This window comes from Micromonospora sp. ATLC20, assembly GCF_057196585.1.
Genome location: NZ_JBXUOV010000256.1, coordinates 1 through 6,203, shown reverse-complemented (window position 1 = coordinate 6,203; position 6,203 = coordinate 1). Strand labels below are relative to the sequence as shown.

The window sequence follows — 6,203 nt, the reverse complement described above, 5'->3', positions numbered from 1 at the left end:
GATGGCGGCACGGCGGCGCGGTCGGATGGCTGCTCCCGCCGGGCGAGTGGTCGGCCGGCGGCGCGGTCGGCGAACCCGGCCCGGCGCTCGACGTCTTCGCCGCCCACCGGGCGGACGGGACGCTGCGAGCCGGTCAGTCGATCAACCTGTCCCACGCCGATCCGGACGAGGTGGCCGCGCGGCTGCCGGTGGCCCGGCTGATCGAGTGGGACTTCCTCTGGACCACCGCGCCGCCGCCGCACCAGCCGGAGCAGGAGCGGGTGGTACGCCTCACCGCCGCCGACCACCCCGCGCTGGCCGCGCTGATCGAGGAGGCGTTCCCGGCCACCACCTCGCGGCCGGGCGAGCCGGGCATCGTCGACTGGTACGGCATCCGCGACGGTGACCGCCTGCTCGCCTGCGGAGCCGATCGCAGCCGCGGCGACATCGGCTTCCTGGCCGGGTTGACAGTCGCACCGGGGCATCGCGGGCGTGGGCTGGGCGCGGCGCTGACCGCCGGGATGACGTGCGCCCTGTTCGGCAGGTACGACGCCGTGGCGCTGGGTGTCTACCCGGACAACGTGGGCGCGATCCGGCTGTACCGCCGGCTCGGCTTCACCGCCGCCGAACGCCGCACCTCCGTCAAGCTCGCCTGACACGCGGCGCCCCGACCGCGTGGGTGGAACGTCATGGGTGTCAAACGACGTCCGAGACACCCATGACGTTCCACCCGGCCGGTCGGCTCAGTCGCGGCCGGCGGGAGCGGGCGCGGCCACCGCGGGGGCGGGGTCGAGGGGCGGGCCGGCGTGGCCGGGGCCGCCCACCGCCGACTCCGGTTCCACGGTGACGTCCTGCGGGGCGCGGTGGGCGGCGCGCCAGGCCGGCAGGTAGAGCGGCGCGGCCACGGCGAGCACCACCCCGCCGACGATCATGGCGAGGCTGACGCTCGTGGCGTCGGCCAGCGCGGTGAGCGCGACCGCGCCGAGCGCGCCGGCCGGCTGGGCGGCCATCGAGTTCAGCGAGAGCACGCTGGTCCGGTACGGGCCGTCGACCTGCCGGTGCAGCAGTCCCATGTGCAGCGGGTTCGACGCGCCGTGCACGGCGTAGCAGGCGAGGTACGCGATGAGGATGCCGACCGGGCCGGCCAGCAGGCCCATGCCGACCACAGTCACGCCCTGGAGGATCCGCATCAGCGCGGCGGCCGGGGCGGCACCGAGGCGGCGCAGCAGGAACGGGGTGAGCGCGGCGCCGGCGGCGTTCGCGAGCCAGGCCGCCGTACCGGCGGGGCCGAGCAGCGCCGCGGCGCGGGCCGGGTCGTCGAGCACCTCGGCGAGGCGTACCGGGAGCAGCGACTCGAAGGTGACCATGCCGAAGCCCCAGAACAGCTCGACGGCGACCAGGGCCGCCAGCACCCGGTTGCGGCGCAGCAGCCCGACGGCCTGCCCGACCATGCGGGGCGTGTCGACCACCGAGGCGCGCAGCGCGGCCGGGCCGGATGCCGGCCGCCGCTCCGCCATCAGCGCGAGCAGCGCCACGATGGAGACGGCCTGGAGCACGGCGGCGACGATCACCGGCAGGGCCAGTGCGCTGACCGGGCCGACCGGGCCGAGCGCGACCAGGCCGCCGCTGATCAGCGCGCCCGCACCGATCGCGACACCGATCACGGTGCCGGCCCAGCCGAGGCCGCGCTCGTACTCGGCCTTCGGGTCGACGGCGAGCGTGGCGTCGACGTACCAGGATTCCATCGGGCCGCTGTCGAGCGCCCGGTAGACGCCCTGCAGCGCCCAGACCAGGAAGAACATCCAGAACGAGTCGGCCACCGCCATCAGTGCCAGCGAGCCCAGGCCGAGCACCCAGGCGACGACCAGCACCGGTTTGCGGCCGAGCGCGTCGGCGAAGCCGCCGGTGGGCAGTTCCAGCGCCAGCACGACGAGGCCCTGCGCGGTGGCGACCAGGCCGATCTGGGACAGCGTGAGCCCGCGTTCCTGCATCAGCAGGATCATCACCGGCATGAGCAGGCCGCTGGGTAGCCAGCGCAGGCCGTACAGCGTGAGGTAGCGGATCCGGATCTGGCGTACGGACAGCGCGGTCACGGCTTCTCCTCGGTGGGGTCGGGAGCCAGCGGCACGACCGGTGCCAGCGGGAAGGCGGCGAGGTAGAGCTGCACCATCTCGGCGTCGGGATCGTCGGGGTCGGTCTCGTCGCGGTGCCGCTCGAAGACCGCGAAGACCTCCTCCTTGATCGCCTCCAGGCGGTCGACCGGGATGCGCATGAAGAAGTCACCCATGCCGAACGCGTCGCGCCAGGCGGGCGCCCACTGGTGCCGCTGGGCGAACCAGCGGTCGGCGTGGTGGGCGAAGAAGCGGACGTAGTCCGCCTCGATCCACTCGATCGCGGCGCGCGCGTCCGGGTCGTCGTCGAAGTCGCTTGATTCCCAGTTGGTGACGTCGTGCGCGGCCCGCCAGTAGCGCTGCCGCCCGGTGCCGAGGTCGGGGTCCTCGACCACGAGACCGACCTCGGCGAGCTGCCGCAGGTGGTAGCTGGTCGCGCCGCTGTTGGTGCCGAGCAGCTCGGCGAGGGCGGTGGCGGTGGCCGGGCCGCCCACGCGCAGCGCCCCGATCAGCCGCATGCGCAGCGGCTGGGCCAGCGCGCGGACCTGCCGGTGGTCGATGCGTACAGTGCGCTCCTTCTTCTCCTCCATGAGATGCACAATATCTGTGCACACTTTCCATGCACAAGATGCTTGCAAAGATTCTGTGCAACTAGCCGTACAGCTCGGTGATCCCGCGCAGCCGGGTCCGCAGCAGCCCCGCGGCGCGGGTGGAGTCCAGCACCACCTCGCCCGGGCGGTGCAGCCCGGCGGCGGCGATCGTGGTCGTCCGCAGCCCGCCCGCGTCCACCCCGTCGTGCCGGGCCACCAGCAGCCCCAGCTCGGCGCGGCTCACCGCGTCCGGCCCGGCCAGGTTGAGCAGCCCGGCATAGTCGCCCGGCACCAGCTCCAGCACCGCGGCGGCGAGGTCGGCGACGTGCACCGGGCAGCGCAGCTCATCGGTGAACAGCGTGGCCCGGCCGGCCAGCGCGTCCCGGCAGAGCTGGATCTGCTTGCTGCCCTCCCCCACGATCAGCGACGTCCGCACCAGCACGGCGCCCAGGTCCACCGCCCGCACCGCCGTCTCCGCCGCCGCCTTCGCCGCCCCGTACGGGTGCAGCGGCGTGGGCACGTCCTCGTCCGCGTACGGCTTCGGACGCCCGGCGTGCAGCGCGTCGCTGGACAGGTGCACCAGCCGGGCACCCACCTCGGCGGCGGCGACCGCGATGTGGGCCGCCCCGTCCGCCGTGACCGCCCAGTCGTCGTACCGGTAGGGGGTGGCGACGACCGCGTCGGGGCGTACCCGGATCATCAGCTCGCGCACGGCGGCGCGGTCGGTCACGTCGAGCCGGTGCGGCGCGACGCCCGGCACCGCGACGGCGGTGGAGTGGTACGTGCCGACCACCCGGTGCCCGGCGACGACCGCCTGCCGGCACACCTCGGCGCCGAGGAAGCCGCTGGCTCCCACCACGAGCAGATGCATCAGTCCCCCTGAAGATCGAAAAGGCCCGCGTCATCATGACGCGGGCCTTTCGACGAGGCGAGGATCAGGTCGGGTCGGCCACCGGTGCGGCCGGACCGGCGGTGCCGGCGTGCGGGCCGGTCGGCGCCTTCGGCTTGGCGTCGATGCCGGCCTCGGCGCGCTGCTGCCCGGTGATCGGGGTTGGCGCGCCGGTCAGCGGGTCGAAGCCGCCCCGGGTCTTCGGGAACGCGATGACCTCGCGGATCGAGTCCGCGCCGGCCAGCAGCATGCAGACCCGGTCCCAGCCGAACGCGATGCCGCCGTGCGGCGGGGCGCCGTACTTGAACGCCTCCAGCAGGAAGCCGAACTTGTCCTGCGCCTCGTCGGCGGTGATGCCGAGCAGGTCGAACACCCGCTGCTGCACGTCGCCCCGGTGGATACGGATCGAGCCGCCGCCGATCTCGTTGCCGTTGCAGACGATGTCGTACGCGTAGGCGAGCGCCCGGTCCGGTGCCTCCTCGAACCGGTCCACCCACTCGGCGTTCGGCGAGGTGAACGGGTGGTGCACGGCGGTCCAGCCGCCCTCGTCCGTGCGCTCGAACATCGGCGCGTCCACGACCCAGCAGAACGCCCAGGCGCTCTCGTCGACCAGGTTCGACCGCTTGGCGATCTCGATCCGGGCCGCGCCGAGCAGCTCCTGCGCCTCGCGGGTGTTCGTGCTCGCGGCGAAGAAGACCGCGTCGCCGGGCTTCGCGCCGACCGCGTCGGCCAGGCCGGCCAGGTGCGCCTCGGACAGGTTCTTCGCCACCGGGCCGCGCGCCTCGCCGGTCTCGGCGTCCAGCACCACGTATGCCAGGCCGCGCGCGCCGCGCGCCTTGGCCCAGTCCTGCCAGCCGTCCAGTTCCTTGCGGGTCTGCGAGGCGCCGCCGGGCATGACCACCGCGCCGACGTAGCCGCCCGCGTCGATCGCGCCGGCGAACACCCGGAACTCGGTGCCGCGCAGGTAGTCGGTCAGCTCGGTCAGCTCCACGCCGTAGCGCAGGTCCGGCTTGTCCGAGCCGTAGCGGGACATGGCGTCGTGCCAGGTGATGCGCGGGATCGGCCGGGCGATCTCGTAGCCGGCGAGGTCCTTCCACAGCGCCGAGACGATCGCCTCGCCGAGGTCGATCACGTCGTCCTCGGTGACGAACGACATCTCGATGTCGAGCTGGGTGAACTCCGGCTGCCGGTCGGCGCGGAAGTCCTCGTCGCGGTAGCAGCGGGCGATCTGGTAGTACCGCTCCATGCCGCCGACCATCAGCAGCTGCTTGAACAGCTGCGGCGACTGCGGCAGCGCGTACCAGCTACCCGGCTGCAGCCGCACCGGCACCAGGAAGTCGCGGGCGCCCTCCGGGGTGGAGCGGGTCAGCGTCGGCGTCTCGATCTCCAGGAAGTCCCGCTCGTGCAGCACGCCGCGGGCGATCTGGTTGGCCCGCGAGCGCAGCCGCATGGCCTTGGCCGGGCCGCCCCGGCGCAGGTCCAGGTAGCGGTACTTGAGCCGGATGTCGTCGCCGGCCTCGATCTGGTCGTCCACCGGAAGCGGCAGCGGCGCGGCCTCGGAGAGCACCTCCAGCTCGGACGCGGTCACCTCGACCTCACCGGTGGGCAGGTCCGGGTTCTCGTTGCCCTCAGGGCGGCGGGTCACCTCGCCGGTGACCTTGACGCAGAACTCGTTGCGCAGCGCGTGCGCGTCCTCCTCGCGGAAGACCACCTGCACGACGCCGGAGGCGTCGCGCAGGTCGACGAAGATGACACCGCCGTGGTCGCGCCGGCGGGCCACCCACCCGGCGAGCGTCACCGTCGAGCCGGCGTCCGCGGCGCGCAGGCTTCCGGCATTGTGGGTACGGATCACGGCTGGCGTCTCCTCAATCTGGTCCACTCACTGCTCCCCCGCATTCTGTCAGGGCGGGCGGGCCCGCTCCCCGGCACCCGTCGAGCCGGGCCACCCCGGGTGCGTGGCGAAAGCGCGGTGCGGGCCGGGTCCGGCGGTCTACCGTGGCCGGGTGCGTGCCGTACCGAGCTGGGCCGTCGCCACCGCGGCCGCCGCGCCCGCGCTGCTGGTGGCGGGTTGGACGGTGGCGGGTGCCCGCCAGGGGCCGGGGTACGACCCGGTGCGGGACACGATCAGCGAGCTGGCCGGCGAGGGCGCCACCGATCCGTGGCTGATGGGCGGCGCGCTGGTGCTGCTCGGCTGCTGCTACTGCGCCACCGCCGCCGCGCTGCACGCCGCCGGGCTGCCGAGCCGCTTCCTGCTCGCGGTGGGTGGGATGGCCACCGTCGCGCTCATCGCGTTCCCCCGGCCGCAGGTGGGTGGCTCCCCGGCGCACGGCGTGGTGGCCACCGTGGCGGTGCTCGCGCTGGCGCTGTGGCCGGCCGGGACGGCGCTGCGTCTGCCCCGCAGGGTGCCGCGCGAGGTGGCCGCCTCCCCGGCGGGCCGGCCGCCGTGGGCGTTCCGCCGGCCGGTGGCGCTGGCCGTCACGGCGGTGCTGCTGGCGTTGTTCGGGTGGTCGGTGGCCGAGGTGACCGGCGGCTCCCGGACCGGGCTGGCCGAACGGGTGGCGGCGCTCGCGGTGACGCTCTGGCCGCTGGCGGCGGTGCTGTCCGCGCGGCGGGCCCACCGGCACTGGACGGCCC

Annotated in this window: 6 protein-coding genes; 2 read left to right on the top strand and 4 right to left on the bottom strand. The window is 74.4% G+C overall.

What is annotated here, in order from left to right; genetic code table 11:
- Positions 1–635, top strand: a 635-nt coding sequence (locus AC2CHG_RS29350; protein ID WP_484526020.1) for a GNAT family N-acetyltransferase, incomplete at its 5' end; no start/stop codon positions are given.
- A gap of 87 nt (positions 636–722) precedes the next feature.
- Here AC2CHG_RS29350 and AC2CHG_RS29345 read toward each other — a convergent pair.
- The 4 genes from AC2CHG_RS29345 to aspS all read right to left on the bottom strand — a co-directional run bounded on the left by AC2CHG_RS29345 (position 723) and on the right by aspS (position 5,421).
- The gene (locus AC2CHG_RS29345) at positions 723–2,072 is read right to left on the bottom strand and encodes an MFS transporter (protein ID WP_484526019.1); all 1,350 of its coding nucleotides are present in this window, start codon (positions 2,070–2,072) and stop codon (positions 723–725) included.
- Positions 2,069–2,680: an ArsR/SmtB family transcription factor gene (locus tag AC2CHG_RS29340; RefSeq protein WP_262012393.1), complete on the bottom strand. Its 612-nt coding sequence runs from the start codon at positions 2,678–2,680 to the stop codon at positions 2,069–2,071. Before AC2CHG_RS29340 ends, AC2CHG_RS29345 begins: the two co-directional genes overlap by 4 nt.
- A 61-nt stretch (positions 2,681–2,741) precedes the next feature.
- On the bottom strand, positions 2,742–3,551 hold the full coding sequence (locus AC2CHG_RS29335) for an SDR family oxidoreductase (RefSeq protein WP_484526018.1): 810 nt from the start codon (positions 3,549–3,551) through the stop codon (positions 2,742–2,744).
- A gap of 64 nt (positions 3,552–3,615) precedes the next feature.
- Entirely contained in the window at positions 3,616–5,421 is a 1,806-nt protein-coding gene (aspS, locus tag AC2CHG_RS29330; RefSeq protein WP_357210996.1) for an aspartate--tRNA ligase, read from the bottom strand.
- Between the two features lie 151 nt (positions 5,422–5,572).
- On the opposite strand from aspS, the gene AC2CHG_RS29325 reads away from it, so the two are divergent.
- The coding region (locus AC2CHG_RS29325) for a DUF998 domain-containing protein (protein WP_484526017.1) at positions 5,573–6,203 on the top strand (631 nt) is incomplete at its 3' end.